Source organism: Clostridium budayi (assembly GCF_055396605.1).
In genome coordinates this window covers 1,274,134-1,300,679 of sequence record NZ_AP042456.1, presented here as the reverse complement: position 1 = coordinate 1,300,679, position 26,546 = coordinate 1,274,134, and the positions used below count along the sequence as shown (strand labels likewise).

The following is a 26,546-nucleotide window of genomic DNA, read 5'->3' as shown; positions in this document are numbered from 1 at the left end:
TTTATTTACAAAATATGCTTGACTATATAGTAACTATATCCTTTAGAATACTTATTGTCAATAATATAATCGGAGGATAAAAACATGAAAGAAAACTTCAGTAAAAAACAAACTTACTTCGAATTTATAAAATATGTACTCCCCTCAATTGTATCTATGATCTTTTTATCATTCTATACAACAATTGATGGATTTTTCGTATCTAGATTTGTAAATTCAGACGCTCTAGCATCAATAAATATTGTAATACCAGTAACTTGTGTAGTTTTTGGTATATCTGTAATGTTAGCTACAGGTTCAGGTGCTTTAGTTGGAATAAAACTTGGTGAAAAAGATAAAGTTGGTGCTAATAAACTATTTACATTTATAACATTAGTTCTTCTTATAATATCAATAATATTAACCTTAATTGGACTTATTTTTTTAAAACCATTACTAGTCTTTTTAGGAACAACAGAATCTATAATGCCTTATGCTTCTATTTATGGTTTTGTAACAATACTTATGACTTTACCTATGATGTTCAAGTTATATTTTGAATACTATGCACGTGTAGATGGTAACCCTAAAATATCTCTAATAATGTCTTCAGTTGGTTTAATTTTAAATGTAATTTTAGATTATTTATTTATTGTAATATTTAAAATTGGAATTTTAGGTGCTGCACTTGGAACATTTTTCTCAATTACAGTTTCAGCTATAATAGGACTTTTATACTTTTTAAGTAAAAATTCTAACTTAGAATTTAGTAAACCAAAACTTTATTTTAAAGATTTATGGAATTCTTGTTATAATGGTAGTTCTGAAATGTTCACTGAATTTTCAACTGGAATAACAACATTTTTATTTAATATAAGTATTCTTAAGTATTATGGTGAAAATGGAGTTGCTGCAATGTCTATAATAACTTATATGTATTACTTCTTTATAGCTGTTTACTTTGGTATAACTGTGGGTATATCCCCTGTAATAAGTTATAATTACGGAGCTAAAAACAAAGAAAAAATTAAAGAAAGTTTAAATCATAGCTTTGTATCTATAGGAATATCATCATTATTAATCTTTTTAATATCAATATTCTTTGGAAAGTATATAATATCATTCTTTACTTCAGATATAGCTGTTTATGAAATTGCAACTTCTGGTATTAAATTATTCTCATTTGGGTTCTTGATGATTGGTATTAATGTATTTATGTCAGGATATTTTACATCAATAGGTAACGGACAAGTATCAGCAATAATTTCTATTAGCCGTTCATTAGTTTTTGTAACTTTAGCTATATTAATTCTTCCAAGATTTATAGATGTTAATGGTATATGGCTTGCTATTCCTGTAGCTGAACTTTTAACAGTATTTTTATCTATAACATTCTATTTAAAATCAAATCTTGATATAGAAGATAATAATTTATTAGAAAGTAATCCTAATATATAAAATAAAACACTCCAATTCCTTGGAGTGTTTTATTTTATGTTTAATTTTCAATTCTTCTAAGTTTTCTTATTATTTTTGCAACTAAAGCTGCATTATGAGTTCCTTTGTTCATTAAGGAATCTCTTCTTACCTCTAATTCTAATTTGCTTTTCATATAAAAATCCCCTCTCACCCATAGTTTGAAATGTAAAATATATTACATTCTATATAATTTTACCATATATTATATATTTTTCAATATGGTTTTGAAGTAATTTTTATATTTAATTTTTTTATATTATATTTATATTTGTGCCATTAACCACTCTTTAGTTTCATTAGTGCAAAAAGCACCTTTTATACTATTTATATAAAGCTTTTTAACATCACTTTCAGTTAGAGAATGAATTGAATCTATAGTATTACATTCTTCTGTTAAAGTTACATTAGATACTGTTCTATTATCTGTACTTAAATTAACACATAATCCGTCATCTAAGAATTTCTTAATTGGATGTTTACTGTATTCTTGAACTGCTTTTGTTTGAACATTACTCTTTGGGCACATCTCTAATACTATATTATTATCTTTAACTAAATTATAAACATCTTTATCCTTTAATATAGCTACACCGTGTCCTATTCTTTCGGCTTTTAATAAATTAATTGCATCGCTAACATTTTCTGCAAATCCAGTTTCTCCTGCATGTATTGTAACTTTATATCCGTACTCCCTAGCTAATTTAAAAGCCTCTACAAACTTATGCACAAATCCTTTTTCTTCTCCGCCTGCTAAATCTAATGCAACAACACCTTGTCCTATGAATTTTTTCCCACCTTCTATAACTTCATAAGCAGATTCAACATCCATATGTCTTAATAAACTTAATATTAAATTACTCTTAACGTTGAAGTCTCTTTCCCCTTCTCTTAAACCTTCTAGAACACTTTCTATTATCTCCTCTACAGATAATCCATCATTTTTATGTAAAAGTGGTGCAAATCTAACTTCAATATATTTAACATTTTCAAGGCTAGCATCCTCTATTAATTCATATGCAATTCTTTTTAAGTTTTCTTTACTTTGCATAAGCATATTAGGTATATCAAATCTTTTTAAATAATCATTTAATGACTTACAATCATCAGGAACAATTAACTCTGATTTAATTTCATCATAACCTAAATTCTTTAATTCTAAATTTTCTTTTTTTATTAAGTCTACAACAGTATCAACTCTTAAAGAACCATCTAAGTGACAATGTAATTCGATCTTTGGTGCATTTTTAAACTTCATAATATCTCTCCTATCTTATTAATTTAAAATAAAAAAAATTCCTGACTACGAAGAACTTGTTTAAAAATTACTATTTTAAACATATCCTTCGTAATCAAGAATTATTGGTTCTTGGTAGAAACTCCTTAACCGTATTTTAAGGATTATACGAACTTTTTTTAAATTTATTTTATTCTATCATAAAATTTAAATAAATCAATAGGAAATTTATTTTTTATATGGTACTTTTCTTTCTTTATCTTTTCCAAGTTTTCTTGATTCTTTTGAGTAACCAATTTCATTAGCTGTTTCTACTTTCATCTTTTGCACTTCTTTTTTAGTCTTTTGACTTACTTTTTTATTGGCTTTACTATTTTTATTATTTTTATGTGACATAATCAGTTCTCCTTTCTATTAAATAAGCTATCAGTAATATTATTTAATAGAAGGAGATTATATATCCTTGTAAATTTATTGTAATTCTTTTTTATTACCACAAACAAAATAATTCATTATAATAAACCTTTTAATTTTTATTTAACTATATTATTTTATGTAATTAAAATATTGGATTATCACTTAACTTTGAGTAATTAACATCAAAATTATAACCGTATCTTCTTATAACTTTTTCAACTAAATCTGCAAACCACTGCTCAGCAAGTGGTGATACATATACTGAATCTATAAGCATGTTTAAGTCCACATCAATATTTTCTCCATAATCTGATGGTATGTCTTTAATATTTAAATTCGTATATTTAATTTTACTTATATCACATCTACATATTATTGCCCTTAATTCATTCTCATGAGAGAAAGCTTTTCTTTTATGTAACCAAAAATTATATAAACTATCTTCATTAATTACATCTAGATTATAATCTATATATTTAACTTTTCCGATATTTACTGTTTCATCTGTTTTTTTAAAAGCTTCTTTAAGTCTTCCAAAGCTTGTTTGTATTGCTATTGATTGTGTTGATTGGGAATATAATTTCCACATAGCATCTGATTCACTGTCATTTATGTGCCAACAACTAATAAGCATATGTTTTCTTACTTCTTTTATTAACTTTAATTTCAATTTTCTATCTTCATAATCTACCTTACTTTCTCTCTCTTTAATAACTTCATTTGCTATTGGCAATGTTCCTTCAAACTTATCTTTAAATCTATCTGATCTTGTAAAAAATAATGCCTCATTTTCTAATATATCTACAAACTTAGTGAAGTCCATATATCTCCATATTTTTTTATTATCATCTATACTTTCAAATGAATTATGTTCTTTGTACATATTTTCACCTCTTCACTATTTCAGAATCCCTTTTTAATACTTAAATAATATTTATAGTATAAGCTTACTTAAGAAATTTTATAATTATAAAAAAGCCACATATTTCTATGTGGCTTTTTGTATTAACACTAATCATTTAGTTCACTGCTAAAAATATTATTAGTTTCTATATTAAGTTTATTTTTAGCTATTTCTTTGTAATCCTTTATAATATCCTTTTCCTTTAATTCCTTTATTAACTCTCTGATAGATTTCTCATTTTCTACTAAAATATTATCTTCTTCACTCCAAACTAACTTACCTAAATTTGGTGAAATTAGATCAAGCCACTTTTCTATTTTCTGATTTTCTTTGAATTTAATTTGAGTTTTTAATAAATTCAACTTATTATTTTCATTTATTTGCGAATCCATAAAATAATCAATAATATCATCATTCATTTCTTCTTCAAAGTTTTTTTCTTTATTCTTATAAACTGAATTTATAAGGTTTATATCATTGAGTTCATTTTTTATTATTATACTTATGAGTTTATCTTTACTACTTTGACTAATATTCTTTGAATTTATTAGTTTATCTAATACTTCAATTTCTTTTTTAAATTCATTTTCATATTCTAAATATACATCTATATTTCTCTCAATAATATCAAATTTCAATTTATTATCAATTTCTGAAATCGCTATATATTTTAGTACATTCAGCTCTAATTCATTAGGCTTTGAATTTTCTAGTTCATATTCTGCAATTGCTTTTGCTAGTTCTTTCTCATCTTCTATATTATTTATAGCTATTTTTACAACTTCTTTTCTAGCGTTATTACCTATATTTTTATCACTTATAATATCAATAAATTGTTCAGAATCAATCTCATATTCTGAATAATTTTCAATATAACTATTAATATCTTTCTTAAGCAATATGACAGCTAAATTTTTATCCTTTTGATTAATTGTTTTAAATGAATTCTTATTTGTTGCTATTCTAGAATTATTTATCAAATATAAAAGTCTTTCTACAGTAACATCCCCCATATCTAAATCTGTAAATGGATTTCCAAATGATTTCATTAAAATATTTAAACTTTCTTCATTAATTTTATTATTACTTAATATTCCCCATTCAAAATCATATATCTTATCTTCAGCTTCTTTTTCTACATTATCATATTCATCATCAAATTTATATTCTGACAATTCTATGCAAACTAATTCATCATTTATGTAATCTATTATTATTTCATTAAGTTCATTTTTATATAAATAATATTTTATTATTTCACTCCATTTATTATATATTCTTCTATTTTTAATTGCTATACCCCATATATCTTTATCAATTTCATTTATATCAAATACCTTAAATTCAATATTTTCTATAAGTTTCTTTATACTTTCCCTATTAGTGTCCATTAAATTTATCAATTCTATTATATTTTCATTACTCTCTTTTTTCTCTGTCTTTAATAATACATTTTCTACATAATCATCTGCAAAATCACTTAAGTATTCCACCATATCATTCAAATTATATTCTTTAGCTAATGTATAATATCCTTTGTTACCTAAATTTGAATTATTTATCCTCCATAAAATTATTTCATCTAAAACTTCTTCATTAAATCCATATCTTAAACTCTCATATACTATATTTATATATTTTTTATACATTTCTATTTGATCATTATTTAATAAACTTATATCTACTTTTTTAATCTTATCTATATTTATAATTAAACCATTAAGTAATTCTGCAAATTTTTCATATTCAATTTTTAAATCAGTCTCTATAAAGAATTTTGTCTCAAATATAATCTTCTTTACAATTATGTCAAAATTAAGATTTTCTTTAATAACCCTTACTTTATTTTGATTAATATATTCAATTATAATTTCAAACCTACGCTTTTCATTAACATTAAACTCAATATATTTACTAATAAACTCATTATCCCTTATGGAACATTCATAAAGTAACAATGCTGTATTTTCTATATCTCTTTCTCTTGAAAAACCTTCTACAAAATTTACATATTTATCTTCTAAATTTATCATATTTTCAATTAGAGCATCTTTATAGACTCTATACTCATCAGATTTTAATAAGAATTCAACAAGATTATAATTAAGTACAAACTCTTCCTTAAAATCTTCTACATATAATTTCTTTATTATTTCTTTACTATTGATCAAAGGATAATCAAACTTATTTATCTTTCTATTTAATACGCTTTGTAAAAATAAATAATCATCTGCACTTAATTTTCCCTCATAAAAATATGATATCGAATTTTTATATCCTTCATTTATAATTCCTTTTTTTAACATCCTAATTAAATATGGTATATTATTTAAATCTTTATTTTTTTCTAATAATACACTTTCACTAATATTCTTATTAATTAAATTACATATTTTCTGACTTTCTAATAAATCTATTTTATTATGTAAATTATCAATTTCCTTAGTTAATTCTTTTATTCTCTTTTCAATATCACCTTTACTTTTCTCAATTTCTATAAATCTTTCATAATAATTTCTACTACCACCTATACACCAAATGTCTTTTTCAACTTTACTTTCATTTGAAATCATCCATGAATTTTTATATATTGAAATTTTATCCAAACTATTAATATAGTCTAAATAATCTCTTTTCTTAAAATTTTCATCAAAATAATTGTTAGATCCATTAATATAAACATAATCATACTTTTCTTTCCATTTAGCTTTATAGCATAAATATAGTTCATTAATATCATAGAATATTTCTTTTTTTAATATTTCTAAACTATTAGTCTTTGCTATTATTTCCTTTTTTAAACTTTCTTTCTGCACTTCAATATATTCTTTTTTATTTTTAAATATATTATATAATATTCCACTATCATTTAATAATTTTGAAAAATCTACTGGATATAAATTCTTATATACAATCATTGCAAATAATTGATTTTTATCACATTTAAATTCATTAATACTATCTTCAATCTCATATTTTGTATTATTTTTTTCATAAATATAATTTTCTTTTATAGTGTTATACATAGTTATATATTCATTAACTATATTTCTTAGCACTCTCATATCATCGCAATAAATGGAAACATCACTTAGTAATTTTTCATCTATCTTTAATTCATCCTCTAGCTTGTTATTAATTTCCAAAAGCTTGTCATATGAATTTTCATTATTGACTATAGGTATAACTGGTAATATATAATCAAAAAATTTTGTCCTATTTTTACTTATATTACTATAATACTTTAAGTAATCACCTTGATTATTATCATTATCTTTCTCATTCCCTTTTTCCTTATTATCATTCTTCTTAACTTCTTTTTGAACTATTTCTCCAAATATCTCATCCTTCACTGCATATATAAATTTAACCCTTTGCTTAATAGCTTCCGAATTATTTATTAATATGTTCAATTCCCTCAATTTTGTAAATATATTGACATTATTAAATCTATCGATATCTTCAAAAAATATTACCTCATAATTAGTAGCTTCAAAAAAATATACTATTTCATCTATGTACTTATTAAAAATCGTATCGATTGGTTCCATAGTAGCTTCTACACTAATATTTTTTCCAGTTACCTTGTTTATTACAAATTTACTCTTTATAAGTTTTATTACTTGTATTGATAAAAAACTAACTGATAAAATAGCTACTCCAAGTACAATGTAATTTATCCAGCTAATTTGTAAAAATGAAGGGAATATATCATTTAGGTTTTTACTAATTTTATCAAATTTATCATATGTATTTGATATAATATCTGGATTAATAATTATTGATGATGTTACAACTGCTAATAATATCACTAGGCCAATTCTAATTGCCTCCCCTATTCCAACATTTCTAATCTTTCTATATCTTGAAAATGGTATTTTTTTGTATTTAACTTTATAAAATAATTGTTCTAATATCCTTTTTTCTAATTTATCTTCAATATTCCCATCACAATTGTCAATAAAATTAGCTAATGATACATTTATATACTCATATTCTGGATAGTGCTTTTTAAAACTTTCAATTATACTACTTTTCCCAGCACCATATTTTCCTGATATGGCAATATTATTTGTTTTATCATTATCAATTGCCCACTTTAATGACTCTATATATGTACTATCTTTTTTTAATGTATCTATCGGCGTTAATTCTACATAATTATTTAACTTATAATTTTTTTCATTCAACTTAGAAATTGTTTTGTAAATCCATCTATTTATCAATAAAACTTTTTCTAATATATACATTAAAAATTTCTTTAATTTAGGTTTCTTTTTTTTATTTATCATAACAACTCCCCCTTATTAATTATTTTATCAAAAATACAGGTTAACCTCTACAATAATTGCTAATATTTTCAATATATCCCACTTTAATAAATAATAATAAAAAAGATATTCTCATGAAAATATGCTACTCATATCTAGTAGCATAAATAATATCCACTATATACTTACTTCATAAATACAAAATTATTTCCCCTAAAACCTTCAATATGTCTATAAGATACTGGTATATTTACATATCTTTCTTCGCCATTTTCCTCTTTAATACTATCGAAAATTGCTATGTCATCAGTTAATTTTATTTGCTTAGATAATACATTATATATTTCTTTATTACAGTTCATAATATATAATGTACAATAGTCCAACTCTCTAAAAATATAATATTCTTCTCCATCATTAGTTCTATACAAATCCCCGTTATAGTGTAAACAACTATCATTATATATTTCTTCGTCTTTAAAGCTAAAAGCTGGCATACCTTCCACTAAAATTTTTACTTCCGTTCTAGATATAAACTTATCTTTCTTTAAATTTGGTTTAACTATCATTACTCTCTCCTACTTATTCATTATTGATAAAATATATTCTCTATATAAATTTTATATACATAAAAATTCATATTTTCCTAATGTTATTTAAATATTTTATTCACTGTATTATTGGTAACAACTTGTATTTATAAATAAAAGCAGAAAACACACCTCCAATCCCGATATAACATGATTATTGTATATCGACATTAAAAGTGTGTTATCTTACTTTTGTATGTCACAATCGATTATTTTTTGATTTTCAAAAGTGCTTAAAAAGTCTTATTCATCCCATCCTTCTGGGAATTCAGCGTTGTGGTAAACTTCTTGAACATCATCATCATCTTCAAGTAAGTCTAACATCTTTTGGAACTTCTTAGCATCTTCTTCATTTAATTCTGAAGTAGTATCTGGTATCATTTTAACTCCAGCTTCTAAGAATTCTAATCCATTTCCTTCTAATGCTTCTCTAACTTCTCCGAAGCTATCTGGTTCAGTATAAACTACAAATACTTCATCTTCTGCTTGGAAATCTTCAGCACCTGCATCTAATGCCATCATCATAACTTCTTCTTCATCTAAATCGCCTTTTTCAATAACGATTTCTCCTTTTTCTTGGAACATGAATCCAACACAACCTGTTGTTCCCATGTTACCGCCACCTTTAGTAAAGGCACTTCTTATATTACCTGCTGATCTATTTTTATTATCAGTTAAAGCTTCTACTATAACAGCAACTCCTGATGGACCATAACCTTCGTAAACATTTTTTTCAAAGTTTACTGATGATGTTTCTCCAGCTGCTTTCTTTATTGATCTTTGTATAGTGTCATTTGGCATATTTGCTGCCTTTGCTTTTGCAATTACGTCTCTAAGTTTAGCATTAGACTCAGGACTTGGTCCACCGTTTTTAACTGCAACCATTAATTCTTTCCCAATTTTCGTAAAAATCTTTCCTCTTTTTGCATCCATTTTACCTTTTTTAGCTTGGATGTTATGCCATTTTGAGTGTCCTGACATGTCTATTCCTCCTTATTATATGTTAATATAAAAATTATACCTTAAAATTATATCATAGACATTTAAATTTATTCAATATTTGCATTGTTTATATTTTCTTTACAAATATGATTTTATATAGCTTTAAATAATCTATTATTTTCCTTAAAGTATATATCCTCTTCACTCTCACTTATAATAGCCTTTCCATTTGTAGCTTCAATTACTTCTTTTTCTATTACTTCAGCTACTTCTTTTTCTGCATATATAAATATTGTAACCTTATCAGTGTATTCTGAATCTTCAATATGCCAATTGTTTTGGCCACAAAGATATTGAATTTTACCTATTAAATCATAATCTATTGTAATTGAAACTTTACATCCTTCAACTTTTTCAACTACTCCACCAGCTTTTAGTGCAATACTTGCTCCTTTAGTATAAGCTCTAGTAAGACCACCTGCACCAAGTAGTATTCCACCAAAATATCTTGTTACTACGATAGCACAATCCGTTACCCCTTGCTTTTTCATTACTTCAAGTATTGGAATTCCAGCAGTTCCTTGTGGTTCACCATCATCTGAATATCTTTGAATTCCGTAATTTTCTCCAATTACATATGCAAAACAATTATGTCTAGCCTGCTTATGCATGCTCTTTATCTCATTTATAAATTCTTTAGCCTCTTCTTCACTTTCAACTCTTTTTGCATAGCCTATAAACTCTGATTTTTTCTCTTCAAAGCTATCTTCTCCATAGTCTCTTATAGTTATATATGCCATGATTTTAATTCCTCCTTGATTATCTTAAGCCCTTTTCTTATTTTATCACAATCTGTTTGAGAAAAACCTATTCTAAATGTCTTGTCCCCTTCTTTATCATCTCTAAAAAATAATACTCCTGGAGTTATATAAACTCCTCTTTTTACAAGTTTAAAAAATAATTCCTTTGATGATATATTTTTATCTTTAAGTTCTAAATAATAATTTAAGCCACCATCTGGCTTATTATAGTATACATAATCTGAAAGCTCATCCTTTATAAGTTCTCCCATTAAATCATATCTCTTCTTAAATTCAACTGAAAGATTATGAATATTACCTCTAAAGTCTTCGTTAGCTATATAATATTCAAGTGCTCTTTGCATAAGAGTTGATGTTGTAATATCTGTATTAAATTTAGTTCTTAAAAAGTTTTCTCTAAACACCTTAGGAGTTACTATATAACCAAGTCTTATACCTGGAATAAATATTTTAGAAAAACTCTTTATATATATAACTCTGTCTGAAGTATCTAGATGCTTAAATGGAATATATTCAAAATTTTCTTCATAAATAAGCTCAGATAAATAATCATCTTCAATAATATAAAAGTCATATTTTTCTGCAAGTTCTAGTATACGTTTCTTTTTCTCTAAACTATATGATGCACCTGTTGGATTTTGAAAATAACTCATAGCATAAAATAATCTTATCTTATTTTTCTTTACTATTCTTTCAAACTTTTCTATATTTATACCATCTTTTTCAATTGGTACTTCAAATATATTTGCTCTTCTCCACTTAAATACTGAAAGAGCTCCACCATAAGTTGGTTTCTCAACTATTATGTTGTCATTAATATTAAGTAATGCTTTAGATGCGATATCTATACCTTGTTGCGCCCCTGAAACTATTAAAATATCCTCTGTATCTATATTACCATTCCAAAATACATTGTTTATTGTTTTCCTTAAAGGATCATAACCTAAAGTATTTTGAGACAATAATATTTCTTCCCCATCCCTATCTAAAACTTTATTTATTATTTTCTTAAATTCCTTTATTGGAAATAAAACTTCATCTGTTATTTCACCAGTAAAATCAACGTAATTACTTTTATAATTATTTTTTATCATCTTTAAAGCTTGTGAATAAGAATTTCTAAAAGCTATGTTTAATTCTTTCTTTTTTGCAAAAGTACCACTACCTACTTTTTGATAAGCAAAGCCTTCATTTTTTAGTTTTTTATAACAGTTAACTGCTGTTATTTTATTTACTCCTAAAAGGCTACTAAGTTCTCTTATAGTTGGAAGTTTTTCTCCGTCTTTTATCTTACCAGTTTCTATAAGATGCTTAAACTTATTTGCAATTTGTATATATTTTGGTGTCTCTTCTTCAAATACTATGTTTCTTATAAATTCCAAACTTAATCACCTTATTCTATTCCATATACATTTTCACTTATAATTACATTACCATTACTATCTATAACTTCTTTATCTTTTTTCTTAATTACTCCTTTTGTAAGAAGTCTTTTTAATATTTGTTCAAGTTTAATATTAGAACCTCTTAATATATCTTTATTCTTAATTTCTGATGCACTTAAATATTCTTCTCCATCACTTAATATATCTGTAATTATTTTTGAAGCTTTTAATATATTTTTATCTACATATATATTTATATAATTTATTATATCTATTATATTTTCTTCCTTTACTCCATTAAAAAGCTTCTCATCTATTAATTTTTTAAAATCATCATTTAAATTTATAACCATTCTTATAGCATCTTTACTTACAGTATATCCATTTAAATTTAAGTATAATTTTGAGAAACTATCTAAACTTCTAACTATCATCTCATAAGCCGTATATACTCTGTCATTTTGTATATATTTTTTACATATTCCAACATCTTTAATAACTCTGCTTAAATATTCTAAACTATCTATATGGTTAAACTCATCACCTACATAAATAGATCTATTATAAAGATTGTTTATATCTTTGTCTCTTGAGAAAACTAACTTAGAAAATTTCAAAATGTTTCTTGCAGTACCTTTACTTCCATCTTCTTTATAAGAACTTAAGAACTTTTCTTTACTTAATATCCTAGTATGTACTGGTATTTTATACATTTCTGAATATATATCTCTTACAAAATCATATTCAAAATTATATATAACAAAAAAATCTATATCAGATTCTTCCCATATATCTCCTGAAACTATACTTCCAAATGTAAATACTGCTATAACATTTTTATTATTTTTAAAATTCTCTAATATTTCATTAAATGCCTTTTGGTATTCTATTATTATATTTTTCATATTCCGTACACCCCCTTTTATTCTTTCTTTTATTATAACAAAACTATGTATATTGTTAAAATAGTATTTCAAATTAATAAAGATTTCTAATGTATGTTATGTACAATAGAAATCTTTATAATACTTTATTTAGTAAACTACTTTAATTTAATTCATTTATTATATATTCTTTTGTTTTATTGTAAGCTTCTGTATCAACTTCTACTGTTAGTTTAGTACCTTCATTAACGTAATCTTCACTTAATATTCTACCATTTCTATGAAGGAAAGAGACTATATCCCCTTTATCATAAGGAATTATATACTCGCATTTTTTTAAGCTATAAGGAAGCTTTTCTTCTATTTCTTCTAAAAGCTTATCTAAATTTAGTTCTTCTTTAGCTGAAATTCTAATTACATTATCATAGTATGATAATTTTTCTTCTATTTCATCTAAAGCTTCTTCACTTATCTTATCAACTTTATTTAATACAAGAATTGTTTCTTTATCAATTGCTCCAAGTTCTGATAATACTTCTTCAACAGCTTTAATTTGATCTAAGCAGTCATCACTTGAAGCATCAACTACATGACATAAAAGATCTGAATAAATAACTTCTTCAAGTGTTGATTTGAATGCTTCAACTAAATCATGTGGAAGCTTTCTAACAAATCCAACTGTATCTGTTAAAGTAATTAATCCTTTATTTTTAAGTATTATAGCTCTTGTTGTAATATCTAAAGTAGCAAATAACATATCTGCTTCAAATACTTCTTCTTTATGTCTATTATCTTTTGAAGCTGCAATTTTACAAAGAGCATTTCTAAGAGTAGATTTACCTGCATTTGTGTATCCAACAAGAGATACTTTAGGTATACTTTCTTTATTTCTCTTTTCTCTTTGAACTTCTCTAATCTTTTTAATCTTTTTAAGTTCTGAGTTTAAATCATATATAGTTTCTCTAATATGTCTTCTATCTGTTTCAAGTTTCTTTTCCCCAGGTCCTCTTGTACCTATTCCACCACCTGTTCTAGATAAAACAGTTCCAAGACCTTGAAGTCTGCTTAATCTATATTTAAGTTGTGCAAGTTCTACTTGAATGTTTGCTTCTTTACTTTTTGCTCTTCTTGCAAAAATCTCAAGAATAAGAGTTGTTCTATCTATAACCTTCGCTCCTATAGCGTTTTCAAGATTTCTAACTTGTGAACCTGAAAGTTCATCATCAAATATTATTACATTTGCTCTTTCTGTTTGTCTTAAATGAGCTATTTCAAGAACCTTTCCTCTTCCAATGAAGAAAGCTGGATCTATCTTACTTCTTCCTTGATAAACTTTAGCTAAAACTGGTATATCACAAGCTTTTGTAAGTTCAGCAAGTTCATCTAAGCTTTCTCTAGTATCTGATCCTACTAATATTGCTTTCTCTCCTTCATCTTCTATTACATCATTTTCTTTTATAAGACTTTCAGCATATCTTATTTTTTCTAACATATCTATTGACATAAGTTTTTCTAATGATAGATTTTGCATTTCTTCATACACTAGATTATCATTAAAAACTGTTAAATTAGCTAATGAAAAATCTATTATTTTTCCATCATATATACCAATAGAAATTATTGCATCTAATTTTAGTTTTAAAAGTGCAGTTAAATCTAGGGCTGAAAGATTACATAATCCATTTGGATGAGTATGTATAACACGTACTCCTGCTAATCTTTTTTCATTTATATCAAGTACTGGAAGCTCTACTGATGTAGAATCTCCTATTGCAATTGATGTAACCTTCCCTCTTCTATCTATTGCAACACTTACTTCTCTTTCTATTTGAGATGAAATTCTAGATATAGTTTCAATTATTTCTATATTACAAGCTTCTTGCTTTAAAGTCTTTACACTATATAAATCATCAAGCTCTGAAAGGTAGGAATTCTTTATTCCTTCAACATTTCCATGTATCATTAAATCACCTTTTTCTTTATATATATTATTTAATTTGACTATAATTTTATACTATAAAAACACCATTGTAAATGTATGATGGGAAATTTATACTTGATTTTTATGGTATAATACAGTATTTTTATTATTACAAACATTTTTAAATAATATTCACGGGAGGGTTTTCATCATGGAAGATAAAAAGCGTAATATTTTATTTTCAGAAGAACAAATACAAACAAGAATCGCTGAACTTGGTAAAGAAATAACAGAGGATTATAAAGACAAAAATCTTTATGTTTTATCTTTATTAAGAGGTAGCTTTATATATGCAGCTGACTTAGTTAGACACATAGACACAAAAGCAAAAATAGGATTTATGACAACATCAAGCTATGGTCATAACGAAACAAGTTCTGGAGTAGTTAAAATAGTAAATGATATTCCAGATAATATAGAAGGATACGACGTATTAATAGTTGATGATATTGTTGATAGTGGTATTACTATGGATTTCGTTATAAATCACGTAAAAAAATTAGGTGCTAAATCTGTTAAAACTTCTGTTCTTTTAGATAAACCTTCAAGAAGAAAGGTAGATCTTACTCCAGACTACTGCTGCTTTGAAATCGAAGATTTATTTGTAGTTGGATACGGATTAAACTATGGTGATCATTATAGAAATGTACCATATGTTTTCAACTGGGAAACAAAATAGTATACTCTTTTTTGATATAAAAGAAGGCATAAACTTTATGCCTTCTTTTATATTTTAATCATTAAGTTGTATTGCTGCATCTGGAATTTCTCCAACTATTATTGTCTCAGAAAGTGGTATTTGAGCATCCACATCAAACTCTTTTGTATACATAGGTATAATTATCTTAATTTTAGCTTTAACATTTAAATAAATCTTATGCCTTGTCTGATTTATTCCTGCACTTTCAAAAACCGATTCGTAGCTGCTTTCAATATTTCCAAGTGGTTCCATCTCTATTGTTATTTTAGGACCTAAATTGTAATAAACACTTTTATCTGTCATCCATCCAAGTGGTACTTCTATCCCCTTAGCACCAAGGTCTTCTAACCTTTCATTACATCTTATTGCTATTTCTGATGATAATTTATTAAGTACTATTGTATCTGCACTTATTGAATTGATTTTATTATTTTTATCTCTTTCAATTTTTACGATATCTTTTTTAGAAGCTTCTTCATCAAAAACTTCAACACTAACTGCATTTATAGTTTTTATAGCTTCTGATCTCATCATAGTTTCAGAAATATTTAAAACAGATGGCATAACCTTCTTATCAAAAAGGGTAAGGATCAGATTAAAAACTATAAATAATGCAATAATAATAACTATAAAGGACTTATATCTTTTTGTTTGGGCCTTTGAATAATGTTTCATACTACACCTTTTTATTGAGTTATTGATTTAATCATATTATAATTATGCTATAATGGATAATATTATTATCTATTAATTTAAAAGATTAGGAGGATGAGATGGCAGGTAAAAAAGTTCCAAAAAAGAATAAAAACACAAAAAGTAGCCAAACGTCAAGATTAAATATGTCAAAATCTAACTCGTCTAAAAAAAATTCTTCAAAAAAATCAAAGAAAAGTAAAAAGATTTTTAAATGGACAATTTTAAGTATTGTTTTTGCATTTTTAGCAATTGCAGTTATCGGAGTTGGATATATCGTTGCAGTAGTAAAAAATACACCACCTATAGATATAAATCAAGTTGTAAATGTAGACCAAACTTTAGCAGCTTATGATGATAATGATAAATTTATAGCATCTCTTCATGGTAAAGAAGATTATCAAAAGGTTACATCAGAAGAGATACCTAAAAACTTAAAAAATGCTATTGTTGCTATAGAAGATGAAAGATTTTATGAACATAACGGAGTTGATGTAAAAAGAATACTAGGTGCACTTGCAAACGATGCCGTTTATCTTGTGACACGTAAAGGTGGACTTCAAGGTGCTTCAACCTTAACTCAACAATTAGTTAAAAATACAATCTTAACTAACAAGCAAACAGCAGAAAGAAAAATTAGTGAAATATATCTAGCATTAGAACTTGAAAAAATGCTTTCTAAGGATGAAATATTAACAGCCTATTTAAATCATTTCCCTGTTGGAGGAATTGCATATGGTGCAAAAGCCGGAGCTAGTATGTACTTTAGTAAAGATGTTTCTGATTTAAATCTTATTGAATGTGCTTACTTAGCAGGTGTAACTCAAGCCCCTACAGCTTATAGTGCTTATAATCCAAATAATGAAAAGGATCCTAGTCCTTATATAAAAAGAACTAAAACTGTTTTATCAAAAATGCTAGAACATAACTATATAACTAAAGCTGAATACGATAAAGCAATTAAAGATTTAGATAATGGAAAGCTTAAATTTAAAAGAACTAAAACTGATTACAGATTGCCTTATGAAGATTTCATTTATGCAACTGTAGATCAAGTAAAAAAAGATTTAAAAGCTAAATATAAATATAGTGATGAACAAGTTGAGAATTTAATTTCAACTGGTGGACTTAAAGTCTACACTACAATGGATAGAAGAATCCAAGATAGTACTCAAAAAATATTAAATAATTACAGTAACTTTAACATTCCAGGTACAGACAAAGTTAATGAAAGTGGTATTCCACTACTTCAAGCATCTGCTACAGTTACTGATTATAAAACTGGTAAAGTATTAGCGCTTGTTGGTGGCAGAGGTGATCAAGATGCTCAGTCACTTAATAGAGCCTATAGCTCGCTTAGACCTACTGGTTCATCTTCAAAACCACTTACTGTTTATGGACCTGCAATTGATAGTCAAAAGTTAACTGCAGCTTCAGTTATTGATGATGCACCAATTCCAAAGTCAGTATCATCATATAACCCTACAAACTCACCTAACCAGTATTATGGTTTAACTACACTTAGAGAATCTCTTAAACGTTCAAGTAACGTAGGTGCAACACTAACTTTATTAGAAACTGGTAGTGATACAGCTTTATCTTATGGTCAAAAATTTGGTCTTAAGTACACTGAAGATGATATAAAGAAAAAGGAACCTTCTGTACTTGCACTTGGTCAATTCCCTAATGACCCTAAAGATCCAGATGGTGGTAACACATATCTAATGGCTTCTGCTATGGGTACTTTTGGTAATGGTGGGGTTTATGTAAAGCCAAGATTATATACTAAAGTTATTGATAACAACGGGAATGTTATACTTGACAATGAAATTCAAGAAGAAAAGATATTATCAAAGCAAGCAGCTTATATTGTTTATGATATGTTAAAAGGCCCTATTCAATACAATGCTCAAAGAGCTCAATTTGGTAGTATGCCTGTTGCAGGTAAAACTGGAACTACTAGTTATAATAAAGATTATTGGTTTGCTGGTTTAACTCCTCATTTAAGTGCAGCTGTATGGGTAGGATACGATAAAAATAATTCTATTAAAGGCGGAGGTTCTGGTACTACTGCTTCAAACCTTTGGGGAAAAATCATGAAGGTTGCAAACGAAGGATTAAGTACAGAAGATATCCAAAAACCAGATGGAATTGTTGAAGTAGCTGTATGTAAAGATTCTGGTAAGCTTCCAACTGATCTTTGTAAAAATGATCCTAGAGGTAACAGAATATATACTGAAATGTTTATAGAGGGCACTGAGCCAAAACAACATTGTGAAACTCACGTAGCAGCTTCAGTTAACACTTTAAATGGAAAACTTGCAACTTCAAGCACTCCAAGCGGATTAGTAGCTCAAAGAGTATTTATAAAGAAGCTTTATCCAAATAGTAAAACAGCTGATTACAAATATGTTCTTCCATCATCTTCAGATGATATGACATCAATGCCAAGTATCAATTCAGATAAGGACAATGATAAAGATAAGGATAAGGACGAAGAAGATGATAAAAACAAAAATCCAGATGAAGTAAATTCTAATAATAACCAAACTAATACTGAAAATAATCAAACGAATAATACTCCATCTATAATAAAACCACTTATACATTAATTTAAATATTAAGATTGCTACATTATGTAGCAATCTTTTTTTATATAGTTTTGAATTTTTACCATACCATTCTTGCATTATATTTCTTTTAAATAATTAATTTCATTATTTTTACTTGTTATATCCTTCATTATGAATTTTTTAAACTTTATTCTTGCAAATATTGATATTTTATTATAAAATAAATACATCTTTTATAAAAATTTTTTAACGGGAGGATTAATATGGATATAATAAACGATATTATTTTGAAGTTTAATAATTTTCTATGGACTTATATTCTAATTGCACTTTTATTAGTTTTAGGCGCCTACTTTACTATAAGGACAAACTTTGTGCAGTTTAGATATTTAAAAGAAATGTTTAGACTTCTAGGCGATGGTTTTTCTAATAAAAAAGAAAAAGGAAGTATTTCATCCTTCCAGGCATTTTGTATTAGTACAGCATCAAGAGTTGGTACTGGAAATTTAGCTGGTATTGCAATTGCAATTTCAGTAGGTGGTCCTGGTGCAATTTTTTGGATGTGGATAATTGCTCTTATTGGAGCAGGTTCAAGTTTTGTTGAATCAACTCTTGCTCAAATTTATAAAGAGAAAAATGAAGATGGATCCTTTAGAGGTGGTCCAGCTTATTATATGCAAAAAGGTTTAAATAAAAAATGGATGGGAGTTTTATTCTCAGTACTTATTACTTTAGCATTTGGTTTAGTATTCAATTCAGTTCAATCTAATACTATTACAGAATCTTTTAACACTGCTTTTGGAGTTAATAGATTAGTTATAGGTATAATACTTACTGTACTTACTGCACTTATAATATTTGGTGGCATACATAGAATTGCAAAAGTTACTGAAGTACTAGTTCCTGTAATGGCACTAGCTTACATTGGAATTGCAGTTATAATTTTAATAATGAATGCTACTGAAATACCTTCAGTTTTAAAGTTAATTGTTGAAAATGCATTTGGATTTAAAGAAGTTGCAGGTGGTACTTTAGGTGGAGCTCTTCTTCTTGGAATTAAGAGAGGACTTTTCTCAAATGAAGCTGGTATGGGTAGTGCCCCAAATGCAGCTGCAACTGCTAATGTTACACACCCTGTAAAACAAGGTTTAATTCAAACTCTTGGAGTTTTCACTGATACATTAATAATTTGTAGTTGTACTGCATTTATAATACTTTTATCAGGTGTTGATTATTCAGGCCCTAATGCTTCTACTGGAATAAAGCTTACACAAGATGCATTAAGTTCTCAAATTGGTCCATTTGGTAATACTTTCATAGCAATATGTATTCTTTTATTCGCTTTTAGTTCAATAGTTGGTAACTACTATTATGGAGAATCTAACATTGAATTTTTAAATGATAAAAAATGGTTCTTATTTGCTTATAGAGTATGTGTTATATTAATGGTTCTATTTGGATCTGTTGCTAAAGTTGATGTTGTTTGGAACTTAGCTGATGTATTCATGGGATTAATGGCAATTGTTAATCTAGTTGCAATATTTATGTTAAGTAAATATGCATTTCTAGCTTTAAAAGATTATACAAAGCAAAAGAAATCTGGTATAAAAGAGCCAGTATTTAAAGCTTCATCTATTCCTGGACTTAAAAATGCAAAGGAATGGGAATAAAAAATCAGCCTTAAAAAGTTTTAAATGTTTCATAAAAAAATTACATGCTGATACAGTATAGCTGCAGAAATATAAAAACCTACACTTTAAAAATCTTATTAATAAAAAAGTAGAAATACTTTCTATGTATTTCTACTTTTTATTTATATCTTAAAATCTATTTCCTTTTTTTATTAAGCTTGTCTTTTCTTGCGATTTAAGAAAATTAATCCAAGTCCAATTAAAATAATCAAGGCTCCTATCTGTACTAAAGTATCACTTATACCTGTTTTAGGTAAATCATCTTCATTATCATTAGTATTATTATCATTATTTGGATTTTGCGGTTTCTCTCCATCTGATTTATCTGGGTCTGTTGGTTTCTCTTCATCTGGTTCATTAGGGTTTGTTGGTTTTTCTTTAAGTTGATTAATTGCTTCTTGAAGTTTTTTAATCATTGTATCACGTTCTTCTTCTGAGTCAATTCCATTTTTTACGCCTTCTTTAACCTCTTTAAGAACTGATATAAATATGTCTTTTGTCTCGTCTGTAATATTTTCTAAATTTATTTTTTCAGCCTTTTCAATTAATGTAATTAAATCTTTGATATCTATTTGCTCCTTTGCATTTTGAACTGTAAATGTCTTAAATTCAAATGAACGGCCATTTTCATGAATAATTCTTACAACAATCTCATCACCATTTTCAACTTCAACTGTACTTGTTCCTTTTAAAGTCTCTACTTTAGCACCATTTCGTTTCATAAGTGATACATTTGCATTCTTATCATTAGCTTTAGCATCAATTACAACTTTATTTGTCTTATTTTCTAAATCAATTTTATCTGATTCAAGATCTACACTATCATTATTTAAAACTATTTCTTTAATACCTTTTTCAATTGGTGCATATCTCATCACATGTACAGTATGCTTTGTCTTTGTAATACCATCATGAGCTATAGCTTCAAAAGCAATACTATTTACCCCATTATATACTGAAGCAGTAACTGTTGCTTTATTTCCTACTTGGTTTACTTCGTACTCAATTCCATGATCGTGGTTTTTGGCAATAAGCTTATCTGTTCCTTCAGTTAATTCAACTTCAAATGTTATAGTGTTATCTTTTTTATCTGTATTAATAAATGAATTTTTATCATTAAGATCAATTTTACCAAATCCTTTTGCATTAATAGATTTAATACCAGTTATATTTGATTTAATTTTATTAAGTTTAACACTACCAAACCTTCCATTTAATACGTCTTTATCTTTAATATCAATAACTTCTTCAGTTTTATTATCATAATCCATAACATGAAGCTTTGTAATCATTGCTGGAATAGTAATTGTATCTCCATCAACAACTTTCTTACCATTAACATAAACCCCTTCAAGTTCTTGTCCTTTATGAGAAATTGTTGTATCAAGTATATTTGAAAATTTACCACTTGGTAATTGTGAAACAACATATATCTTATAATTACCGTCTTGTGATAACATAACCTTAGTTCCTTCTACAAGATGTGTATTGCCATTTCCATTAACAATTGTAAAGTTCTTACCTTCATAATTTGAATCAAATGTCATATTAATAAATTCATGATTAATACCTTCATGGTTTAAGTTTGAAATTATAAATTCTGATTTATCTAATATCATAACTGACAAAGATCTAGTTTCCATGACTTCATCGACTGCACCATTGCCTATTTTTATATCTGTAATCTTTAAATCTTTATTTGCTTGAGCATTACCCCATCCTGCAATAGCAAGTTTTAAATTATCTCCAAAGTTTTTAATATCCACTGTTTGAACTTTATTTTTAACTCCATCTATTATGGAGTATAAATTTACTAAGGTTCCTTGTTTTTCTATTGCAAATGTTGCTTTACGAACACTATTTTCACTTGTATTATTAGTTGAATATTCAGTTCCCCTAGCATTCACTTCATGAACTGTGCCAATTCCATCTGCATGAGCTCGTTTTCCTATTGATAAATAATTATCACGATCAACTGTACCATCAGCTTTTTCCTTCATAATTAATAGATACGCTGAATCCCAATTTGAACTAGAGCGCTCTGGCAGACCATCAATTGTTACAATTCCTGTGAAATTATTTTTATCAACTGAATCTAAATTAAGAGTTACAAGATTACTTAGTGTATTATCATTACCCCATAGATCATTTCCACTTTGACGTGTTATCTTAATACTCTCTTCACTAATTACACTATTAGCATCTTTATTTTCAATTTTAATAATAGGATTTAAAACTTTTTGATCATCATTTTTATTTACAACCATAAATAGGTTCTTTTCTACACCTTTATAATTTGCTGTAATTCGTGCTAAGCCTGATTTTAATCCGTAAAATTTATTATTATCAAATCGAATAATATCTTTATCGTGAATTGTATATTCAATTTCATCAGTATTGATATCACCTTTAACTTTGTAGCTTACACCTGATTCATCATTTATACTCATTACATCTGACTCAAATTCAAAATCTATCGATGGCTTATCTGATTTCTTTAAAACTTTTATTTCTTGTTTATTTGATTCAATAATTGTATCGTTCCATATATAATATGCAAATACTTCAGCATTACCTTCTTTATGAGCTGTCATCTTTCCATTTTTGTCAACACTTACTACCTCTGGATTTGTAGATGCATACTGAACATCACTTACTGCCTCAGAAGGTTTTGTATTTTCGCGTTTCGTTAAGACCTTTAAGTTATCTGTCATTTTAAGATTATCAGTACCCATTCCTTCTAATAAAACATTTTGTTTTAATCCATCATCATAAAAATTATTTTCTAAAACGACATTCTTACTATTTTTAAATTCTAAAACATTTGCAACAGTTCCTGAATTTCCTTCTGGTCCACCTGGTAATGTCTTTGGTCCTTCTACTACATTACCATCATACGTTAACTTTAAATTACTTTGATTGCCAACTTGTAATTCTTTCTTACCTTCAATACTTAGCTCTACACCTGGATCTAATCTAAATACTTTATTATTTCTAAATGTTAGATTTTCTACACTCTCAGCACGTACAGCTCCGTCACTTTCTAAATAAAATGTATTGTCCTCAATTAAAATATTTTTGTGTATTGGATTTGATTCATCCGGTAAACCTCCACCTTTTGTCACTGGATGTATATATATACCAGGTGCATATTTCCACCATGTACGTCCTAGTGTTCTAATATTAAACGTATTATTTCTAATTTCTAAATCACGAATAGGTCCAGATTCATACCATTCATCTGAATCATTTGAGAAAAACATTGTTGGCATTGATGGTGACTCAAAATAGTTATCTTCAATTACAATCTTTTTACGTGATGTTGCAAGAATCATACGAGTAAATACATTTTTAAATTCATTATTTTTAATTAAAATTTCAGGAGTGTATGTGGCATTCTCAGCAACAAATTTTGGTTCATTTCCAATACGCTCAGTTAAGAATGCTGGTACTTCTTCTTCAAATTCTACAATCATCTCTTTTAAATTATCACTTGTTGGTCCTTCAACACTTTTAACTGTATATTCTTTTTCATTATCACGAGACTCTAATGTATCACGTGTATAGAATACAACCTTATCACCTTTATAATACTGTTTAAATCCGCCTTGTTGTGCATGAACATATTTAAGTTTAAGCTTATGAGAATTTATAACCTCTTCTACTCGTGTAAATGTACCATGAATATTTATTGGATCATCATGTGTATTATTAAAAAATGAATTTTTTATTTCAATCTTACCTTTTGCACCTGAAACATGTATCCCATCTGCAAAACTTGATGTGTTACGTCCAGTTTCTATATCTGTTTCCATACGAATACCATCAAAGGTTACATTTTCCGCCATCTGTACTAAAAAACCAAACCCATGCATATATGATATTTTTGTATTAATAATATTTATATCTTTGCTTTCCCATACAAAAGCCCCTGCTGTAGGACGCTCTGCATTAGATACTAATTGAAAGTTCATTCCTTTAACTAAATCAAATGCTGGATTTGAATTATATTTAATTCGTACCCTTGAATTATCTAATTTTTCAATTGATTTAGCATTTGTAAATGGATTTTGATGTGAATAATAGCTACGCCCCATTAATTCTGTAGGATATTTAACTGAAATCCCGTAATTTCTGTGATCATTACGTTCTTGCCAGTAATATTCACCATCAGATTTTTGCTCTGATTTCCACAAAATATTTGCACCTTGAATTTCATAATTTAAATATTCTGGAATAAAGTAATCAACTGTCTTGTTCTCCATATCATAATCAAGTACTGTCATTTCTGATGTTGTAGGTATCTGATAGTCTATGCTTAGATTTTTAATCGTTATATTTTCAGACTGCAAGACTGCAAGAGCCATCATATCACCATTAATAATAAACTTTGCTCCTCCCCCATCAACAGTTAAGTTTTTTTGTCCTTCAATTAATATTCCTATTGATTTATTAGGAAATCTTACACTGTCAGTATTTGAAGTATGAATTTCACGAATTTGAGAATTCTCTTTATGAATCTGATAAATACCATTATCAAATTTTAAAGTAACCTTTTTTCCCTGCTTACCTAATTCTTTTACCGCTTCAAACACCTTAACTAGTGCCTTTGCATTATCATTCTTCCCAGTTGAATCAACACCATAATCACTTGCATAAATAATTACATCACTATCCTCTGCTGCAAATACTCTAAATGTTGTACTACCTATGTTTGATATTATTAATGATGATAACATAAAAAATACTATTATTTTTTTACTTATTTGTTTCATTTTTCCCTCCTATGAAAACACTTTCTAAAACCACTATATTAACTCATTAATACTATCCTAGATCCCCTCCTTTTATTTATACAATCTGTTACATCACTCGGATTATCAACTGTATATAATTTTAAAAAGCAACTAATTTTACGAATGGTTAAGATATTTTTTATAACAAATTAACAGATTCTATAACTTCAATTTAATTAATAAAATGTAAATTTTTTGTAGTTTAGTTAATATATATATAATATTAACATTGTAAACGTTATTAAAACATGTTATTATTATTCTTAAATATATTAATATTTGTACTTTTTTTCAAATTACAATATATTTTGTAAATTCATCATATGTTGCGAGGTTAGTTTATGTCTAAATTCAAAACCATTTTTAATAATGAAAATTATATTGATTTAAAGCCAATACAATTTGGCTCAGAAGAATGTGATCCATTGCATTCAATAGATCCAACAGTTAGAAATAATTATTTATTTCATTATGTACTATCCGGAAAAGGTAAATTTTTTTCAGTAGATTCTAAGACATTGAAAAAAACGTATTATGAAGTTTCTTCAGGAGAAGGTTTTTTAATTTGTCCAAATGCTATTTGTTCTTATGAATCTGATGAACATAATCCTTGGCATTATATATGGATTGAATTTAATGGCTTAAAAGCAAAAACATATATGAAAGAAGCAGGATTAAATGTTGACAATCCAATCTTTAAAACTAAAGAAAAAGATCAATCCATTGAAATTATTAAACAAATGAAGTGTATCATTAATCATCCTAAAAAAAATCCAAGCTTTATAATAGGATACCTATATTTATTTGTTAACTCTTTAATCGAATATTCAATAAATAGTACTTTAAATAAAATGGATGATTTAAACAAATTCTATATTCGTGAAGCGTTGAATTTTATTGAACTTAATTATAATCAGAATATTTCCGTTGAGGATATTGCTAGAAGATGTAATTTAAGCAAATCATATTTTTCTCGTATTTTTAAAAAGCATATGAATGTAACACCACAAGAATTTTTAATTGAATATAAAATGTTGCATGCATGTAATTTACTAAAAGATAAAACTTTATCCATTAGCTCCATTTCTGAATTACTTGGGTATTCTAGTCAATTCAACTTTTCAGTAGCATTTAAGAAAAAATATAATCAATCTCCATCTAATTGGAGAAAAAATTATCTAAACAAAATATCAGAAATATAGATAA

17 protein-coding genes and 1 riboswitch are annotated in these 26,546 nt (G+C 26.7%); of the genes, 5 read left to right on the top strand and 12 right to left on the bottom strand.

The features are described 5' to 3' along the window. Positions 1 to 84 precede the first annotated feature (84 nt). Positions 85 to 1,437 carry an MATE family efflux transporter gene (locus ACZ5TJ_RS06045; protein ID WP_464201987.1) on the top strand — a complete coding sequence of 451 codons (1,353 nt, stop codon included), beginning with the start codon at positions 85 to 87 and terminating at the stop codon, positions 1,435 to 1,437. A 283-nt stretch (positions 1,438 to 1,720) separates the two neighbouring features. Here the strand turns inward: ACZ5TJ_RS06045 and add are convergent, their stop codons facing one another. From add to hflX, 10 genes are all read right to left on the bottom strand, one after another. After that, the gene (gene add, locus ACZ5TJ_RS06040) at positions 1,721 to 2,713 is read right to left on the bottom strand and encodes an adenosine deaminase (RefSeq protein WP_464201985.1); all 993 of its coding nucleotides are present in this window, start codon (positions 2,711 to 2,713) and stop codon (positions 1,721 to 1,723) included. 71 nt (positions 2,714 to 2,784) lie between these two features. Then, positions 2,785 to 2,884, bottom strand: a riboswitch (purine riboswitch). A gap of 36 nt (positions 2,885 to 2,920) precedes the next feature. After that, positions 2,921 to 3,088, bottom strand: coding sequence for a small, acid-soluble spore protein, alpha/beta type (locus ACZ5TJ_RS06035; RefSeq protein ID WP_070099162.1), 168 nt, complete (start codon positions 3,086 to 3,088; stop codon positions 2,921 to 2,923). 163 nt (positions 3,089 to 3,251) lie between these two features. Further along, complete coding sequence (locus ACZ5TJ_RS06030) at positions 3,252 to 3,992, bottom strand: hypothetical protein (RefSeq protein ID WP_077229005.1); 741 nt, start codon at positions 3,990 to 3,992, stop codon at positions 3,252 to 3,254. Positions 3,993 to 4,120: 128 nt separating this feature from the next. Beyond that, positions 4,121 to 8,305, bottom strand: a complete 4,185-nt coding sequence (locus tag ACZ5TJ_RS06025; RefSeq protein ID WP_464201980.1) for a YobI family P-loop NTPase — start codon at positions 8,303 to 8,305, stop codon at positions 4,121 to 4,123. 164 nt (positions 8,306 to 8,469) lie between these two features. Continuing rightward, a complete protein-coding gene (locus ACZ5TJ_RS06020) occupies positions 8,470 to 8,853 on the bottom strand; it encodes a hypothetical protein (RefSeq protein ID WP_077230496.1) in 384 nt (127 codons plus the stop codon). Between the two features lie 264 nt (positions 8,854 to 9,117). Beyond that, positions 9,118 to 9,855: a YebC/PmpR family DNA-binding transcriptional regulator gene (locus ACZ5TJ_RS06015; protein WP_054199463.1), complete on the bottom strand. Its 738-nt coding sequence runs from the start codon at positions 9,853 to 9,855 to the stop codon at positions 9,118 to 9,120. A 113-nt stretch (positions 9,856 to 9,968) separates the two neighbouring features. Next, positions 9,969 to 10,616, bottom strand: coding sequence for a YigZ family protein (locus ACZ5TJ_RS06010; RefSeq protein ID WP_464201977.1), 648 nt, complete (start codon positions 10,614 to 10,616; stop codon positions 9,969 to 9,971). Continuing rightward, positions 10,604 to 12,019 (bottom strand): MocR-like pyridoxine biosynthesis transcription factor PdxR, encoded by a 1,416-nt coding sequence (gene pdxR / locus ACZ5TJ_RS06005; RefSeq protein ID WP_464201975.1) that lies wholly within the window; start codon positions 12,017 to 12,019, stop codon positions 10,604 to 10,606. The genes ACZ5TJ_RS06010 and pdxR overlap by 13 nt, the downstream gene beginning before the upstream one ends. An 11-nt stretch (positions 12,020 to 12,030) precedes the next feature. Next, positions 12,031 to 12,927 carry a nucleotidyltransferase domain-containing protein gene (locus ACZ5TJ_RS06000; protein WP_464201973.1) on the bottom strand — a complete coding sequence of 299 codons (897 nt, stop codon included), beginning with the start codon at positions 12,925 to 12,927 and terminating at the stop codon, positions 12,031 to 12,033. A 142-nt stretch (positions 12,928 to 13,069) separates the two neighbouring features. Then, the gene (gene hflX, locus ACZ5TJ_RS05995) at positions 13,070 to 14,869 is read right to left on the bottom strand and encodes a GTPase HflX (RefSeq protein ID WP_464201972.1); all 1,800 of its coding nucleotides are present in this window, start codon (positions 14,867 to 14,869) and stop codon (positions 13,070 to 13,072) included. Between the two features lie 169 nt (positions 14,870 to 15,038). Between hflX and hpt the strand changes: the two genes are divergently transcribed. Then, on the top strand, positions 15,039 to 15,566 hold the full coding sequence (gene hpt, locus ACZ5TJ_RS05990) for a hypoxanthine phosphoribosyltransferase (RefSeq protein WP_464201971.1): 528 nt from the start codon (positions 15,039 to 15,041) through the stop codon (positions 15,564 to 15,566). A gap of 54 nt (positions 15,567 to 15,620) precedes the next feature. On the opposite strand, the gene yunB is transcribed toward hpt, so the two are convergent. Further along, a complete protein-coding gene (gene yunB / locus ACZ5TJ_RS05985; protein ID WP_464201969.1) occupies positions 15,621 to 16,262 on the bottom strand; it encodes a sporulation protein YunB in 642 nt (213 codons plus the stop codon). Between the two features lie 98 nt (positions 16,263 to 16,360). On the opposite strand from yunB, the gene ACZ5TJ_RS05980 reads away from it, so the two are divergent. Together ACZ5TJ_RS05980 and ACZ5TJ_RS05975 are read left to right on the top strand one after the other, a co-directional pair. Beyond that, positions 16,361 to 18,892: a transglycosylase domain-containing protein gene (locus tag ACZ5TJ_RS05980; protein ID WP_464201967.1), complete on the top strand. Its 2,532-nt coding sequence runs from the start codon at positions 16,361 to 16,363 to the stop codon at positions 18,890 to 18,892. Positions 18,893 to 19,116: 224 nt separating this feature from the next. After that, complete coding sequence (locus tag ACZ5TJ_RS05975) at positions 19,117 to 20,523, top strand: alanine/glycine:cation symporter family protein (RefSeq protein WP_464201966.1); 1,407 nt, start codon at positions 19,117 to 19,119, stop codon at positions 20,521 to 20,523. A gap of 173 nt (positions 20,524 to 20,696) precedes the next feature. Here ACZ5TJ_RS05975 and ACZ5TJ_RS05970 read toward each other — a convergent pair whose 3' ends face one another. Further along, positions 20,697 to 25,319: an alpha-1,3-galactosidase-related protein gene (locus tag ACZ5TJ_RS05970; protein ID WP_464201965.1), complete on the bottom strand. Its 4,623-nt coding sequence runs from the start codon at positions 25,317 to 25,319 to the stop codon at positions 20,697 to 20,699. Between the two features lie 362 nt (positions 25,320 to 25,681). On the opposite strand from ACZ5TJ_RS05970, the gene ACZ5TJ_RS05965 reads away from it, so the two are divergent. Continuing rightward, entirely contained in the window at positions 25,682 to 26,542 is an 861-nt protein-coding gene (locus ACZ5TJ_RS05965) for an AraC family transcriptional regulator (protein WP_464201964.1), read from the top strand. Positions 26,543 to 26,546: the final 4 nt, after the last annotated feature.

What these genes read in the sequence shown, in the direction of transcription:
- ACZ5TJ_RS06045 (WP_464201987.1), top strand. Translation starts at nt 85, where the DNA reads ATGAAAGAAAACTTCAGTAAAAAACAAACTTACTTCGAATTTATAAAA.
- add (WP_464201985.1), bottom strand. Translation starts at nt 2,713, where the DNA reads ATGAAGTTTAAAAATGCACCAAAGATCGAATTACATTGTCACTTAGAT.
- ACZ5TJ_RS06035 (WP_070099162.1), bottom strand. Translation starts at nt 3,088, where the DNA reads ATGTCACATAAAAATAATAAAAATAGTAAAGCCAATAAAAAAGTAAGT.
- ACZ5TJ_RS06030 (WP_077229005.1), bottom strand. Translation starts at nt 3,992, where the DNA reads ATGTACAAAGAACATAATTCATTTGAAAGTATAGATGATAATAAAAAA.
- ACZ5TJ_RS06025 (WP_464201980.1), bottom strand. Translation starts at nt 8,305, where the DNA reads ATGATAAATAAAAAAAAGAAACCTAAATTAAAGAAATTTTTAATGTAT.
- ACZ5TJ_RS06020 (WP_077230496.1), bottom strand. Translation starts at nt 8,853, where the DNA reads ATGATAGTTAAACCAAATTTAAAGAAAGATAAGTTTATATCTAGAACG.
- ACZ5TJ_RS06015 (WP_054199463.1), bottom strand. Translation starts at nt 9,855, where the DNA reads ATGTCAGGACACTCAAAATGGCATAACATCCAAGCTAAAAAAGGTAAA.
- ACZ5TJ_RS06010 (WP_464201977.1), bottom strand. Translation starts at nt 10,616, where the DNA reads ATGGCATATATAACTATAAGAGACTATGGAGAAGATAGCTTTGAAGAG.
- ACZ5TJ_RS06000 (WP_464201973.1), bottom strand. Translation starts at nt 12,927, where the DNA reads ATGAAAAATATAATAATAGAATACCAAAAGGCATTTAATGAAATATTA.
- hflX (WP_464201972.1), bottom strand. Translation starts at nt 14,869, where the DNA reads ATGATACATGGAAATGTTGAAGGAATAAAGAATTCCTACCTTTCAGAG.
- hpt (WP_464201971.1), top strand. Translation starts at nt 15,039, where the DNA reads ATGGAAGATAAAAAGCGTAATATTTTATTTTCAGAAGAACAAATACAA.
- yunB (WP_464201969.1), bottom strand. Translation starts at nt 16,262, where the DNA reads ATGAAACATTATTCAAAGGCCCAAACAAAAAGATATAAGTCCTTTATA.
- ACZ5TJ_RS05980 (WP_464201967.1), top strand. Translation starts at nt 16,361, where the DNA reads ATGGCAGGTAAAAAAGTTCCAAAAAAGAATAAAAACACAAAAAGTAGC.
- ACZ5TJ_RS05975 (WP_464201966.1), top strand. Translation starts at nt 19,117, where the DNA reads ATGGATATAATAAACGATATTATTTTGAAGTTTAATAATTTTCTATGG.
- ACZ5TJ_RS05970 (WP_464201965.1), bottom strand. Translation starts at nt 25,319, where the DNA reads ATGAAACAAATAAGTAAAAAAATAATAGTATTTTTTATGTTATCATCA.
- ACZ5TJ_RS05965 (WP_464201964.1), top strand. Translation starts at nt 25,682, where the DNA reads ATGTCTAAATTCAAAACCATTTTTAATAATGAAAATTATATTGATTTA.